Consider the following 3,198-nt stretch of genomic DNA (forward strand, 5'->3'; position numbering starts at 1 on the left):
TTCTCGAACTCAGCCGGACATGTCCGGCTGAGTTCGAGAACGAAACCTAAGTGTTCGGATGAACTTACAAATCAACCTGCGCCCGAAGCCTATGAACAGCAGGTGAAAACGCCACGGAAAGAGCCTGATGGAACGGGCGAAGTGCTATAGTTAAGGCTTCGGAACAAAGGAGGCGCGGATGGATTTCTTCAGCGTGATAAACGTTGCTTTGCCGGTGGTATATGTGCTGGTCGGCATCGTTTTGGTGTGGTTTGTCATCGAGCTTGTCATGACGATTCGCAAGACTCGCGAAACGGTGACGAGCGTGCAGAAGCAACTCGAGCCCACGCTCGAGCACGTGGAGAAGATTACGGCATCGCTTGAGCCTGTGTGCGACAAAATCGATCCCCTGGTCGATCGCGTGTCCCTCACGGTCGACGCCGCGAATCTGGAAGTCATGCGCCTCGATCAGATTCTCGAGGACGTGGGGGAAATCACCAGCTCGGCATCGAGTGCCGTGAACGCGGTCGATACGGTGACCAATGCGCCCCTCGAGCTCGTCAACTCCGTCACCAAGAAGGTCCGCCGGAAGTTCACGCCGAAAAAGGCGTCCGACGAGTCTGTTGCCTTAGGGCAGGGCGCACCTGACGAGCCTAATCCCGTCAGCGATTTCGTCGATGCGACCGCCGATGCCGCAGCTGCCGCGGTTGCTGCCGGCAAAGGCCGAGTTGCTGGCAAGGCGTCTAGCGAGGAGGCTTCCGCAACCGCTGCAGCCGCTTCCGCAGCCGCAGCCGCCGTACAGCCTGAATCCGAGCCCGCGCCCGTAGTCGAGCCCGCCTCTTCCGACGAGAGCAAATACTTCACCTATGCCCCGGAAACGGGTGCCACCGCCTCATCTGATGCCGAGAAAACGGCGTCTTCGGAGGAATAGGCTTTGAGCGACGTGGCGCAGAACAAGCAATCGGATAAGACGGACAAGGCTCGCAGGCGTTTCTTAAACGTTTGGACCATCGTGGGCGCCATCGCGCTCACCTGGGTCGTCGTGCAGCTATTGAACATTCTCTCAGTGCCCGTCGCCATCGTTATCTGGACGACCATCATCGTGTTCGTCCTGCGCGGCACGGTGAACAAGCTCGAGGAAATCGGCATCAACCGAACGGTGGGCACGGCCATTGGCTACGTGATCATGTTCGCGGTGCTGGCGCTTGTAGCGTTCCTTTTGTTCTCGCCTGGCGTCGGCATGAACACCCAGTTCGCGAACTTGATCGAGAACGTCCCCGTCTACGTGCAGGGCATCTCCGACTGGGCAAACGACATGTACGCGCGCTACGCCTACATGCTCGAGGACGAGTCCGTCCGCGCATTCGTCACCGACGTGCAGGCCTCCGCCATGGAGTGGGCGGGCGACTTCGCGAAGAACAGCGCCTCGGGCGCCATCGCGTTCGGCACGGGGCTCGCCAACGCGCTTATGGCCATCGGCTTCGCGCTCGTGGTCGCCTTCTGGATCCTCATGCAGCTGCCCCAGCTCGGGCGCGAATGCAAGCGCCTCGTGGGTGACGCGCATGCCGAGGACCTCGAGATGCTCCACATCACGTTCACGCGCGTGATGGGCGGCTACATCAAGGGAACGCTTCTTCAGTGCGCGATCATCGGCGTGGCCTGTGGAGTCCTCTTCGCCGTGCTCGGCATCCCCAACTCGATGGCCTTGGGCGGCATCACGGGCATCTTAAACATCATCCCGATCATCGGCCCCTGGCTGGGCGGCGGTCTCGCTGCGATCGTCGGCATCTTCGTAAGCCCGCTCGTCGCCGTCATCGCCATCATCGGCACCATCGTGATCCAGCAGTTCGTCTACACGTTCATCTCGCCTAAGATCATGTCCGACTCGGTCGACATCCACCCGGCGCTTACGCTCATCGCCCTCATGGCGGGCTCGGCGCTTGGCGGTGCAATGGGCGGGCTTTCAGGCTCGCTTGTGGGCATGCTGGCATCTATTCCCGCCGTTGCCGTCGCGAAATCCGTTTTCGTGTATTATTTCGAGAAGCGAACGGGTCGACGCCTCGTCTCGAAGGACGGCGTGTTCTTCTTGGGCACTCCCTCGTCGAGCGAAGACGGCGATGCACCGAATCCTATCGCCGATGCTACGTCCCCGCACCCCGACGGATCGGCGGAATTCGAGCGTGCCGAGAAGAAACGCGCCGAAAATGCCGAGAACAGGCGCAAAATCAGGGAGCGCCTGCGCGGAAAGGAAGAAAAGAAATAGCGGCGCCTCGCGCTGTTGACAACGTGGAAACGAGCGCTTCCGCATTCCTGCGGGGCGTTCTTGAGTGATAAGGGAAGAACAACCACCATGAAGTACATGACCACCGCAGAAATCCGCGAGAAGTACCTCGCCTTCTTCGAGGAGAAGGGATGCAAGCGCATGCCGTCCTCCTCGCTCATCCCCGACGATCCGTCGCTGCTTTTGACGAGCGCTGGCATGGTGCAGTTCAAGCCCTACTTCCTTCACCAGAAGGAGCTCGACCCAGCCTACATCGGCACCACGACCGCGCAGAAGTGCGTGCGTACCAACGACATCGACAACATCGGCGACGCGCGTCACCTGTCGTTTTTCGAGATGATGGGCAACTTCAGCTTCGGCAAGTACTTCAAGAACGAGATGTGCGCCTGGGCCTTCGAGTTCTCCACCGAGGTGCTTGGCCTGCCGGCGGAGAAGCTCTACTTCACGGTGTTCGAGGACGACGACGAGACAATCGAGATCTGGAAGTCGCTCGGCGTTCCCGAGGACCACATCTCGCGCCTCGGAGAGGACGATAACTTCTGGCGCGCCGGCCCCACCGGCCCCTGCGGCCCCTGCTCCGAGATCTACTTCGACCAGGGTCCCGAAGTCGGCTGCGGCAGCCCCGACTGCAAGCCCGGCTGCGATTGCGACCGCTACCTCGAGTTCTGGAACTGCGTGTTCACCCAGTTCGACGGCCAGGAAGACGGCACGCTCGCACCGCTGCTCACCAAGAACATCGACACCGGCATGGGCCTCGAGCGCATTGCCGCCATCATGCAGGGCGTCACCAACAACTACGACACTGACGTGCTTCGCAGCCTCGTCGGCGTGGGCGAGCGCCTGGCGGGCAAGACCTACAAGCAGGACGCAGCGGTGGACAAGTCGCTGCGCATCATCGCCGACCACAGCCGTTCGGTCACGTTCATGATCGCCGACGG

3 protein-coding genes are annotated in these 3,198 nt (G+C 61.0%); all 3 read left to right on the forward strand.

Translation table 11 applies throughout. The features are described from left to right. The first annotated feature begins 178 nt into the window (after positions 1 to 178). Positions 179 to 910 (forward strand): DUF948 domain-containing protein, encoded by a 732-nt coding sequence (locus Q0G18_RS09205; protein WP_297152345.1) that lies wholly within the window; start codon positions 179 to 181, stop codon positions 908 to 910. Between the two features lie 12 nt (positions 911 to 922). Then, positions 923 to 2,242 carry an AI-2E family transporter gene (locus Q0G18_RS09210; protein ID WP_297152351.1) on the forward strand — a complete coding sequence of 440 codons (1,320 nt, stop codon included), beginning with the start codon at positions 923 to 925 and terminating at the stop codon, positions 2,240 to 2,242. Positions 2,243 to 2,329: 87 nt separating this feature from the next. After that, on the forward strand, positions 2,330 to 3,198 hold an 869-nt coding region (locus tag Q0G18_RS09215), incomplete at its 3' end, for an alanine--tRNA ligase-related protein (protein ID WP_297152348.1).

Origin of the sequence: uncultured Ellagibacter sp., from assembly GCF_934636505.1 — a bacterium.
Classification (GTDB): Bacteria; Actinomycetota; Coriobacteriia; order Coriobacteriales; family Eggerthellaceae; genus Ellagibacter.

Coding starts and splice junctions, on each gene's coding strand:
- Q0G18_RS09205 (WP_297152345.1), top strand. CDS start 179: ATGGATTTCTTCAGCGTGATAAACGTTGCTTTGCCGGTGGTATATGTG.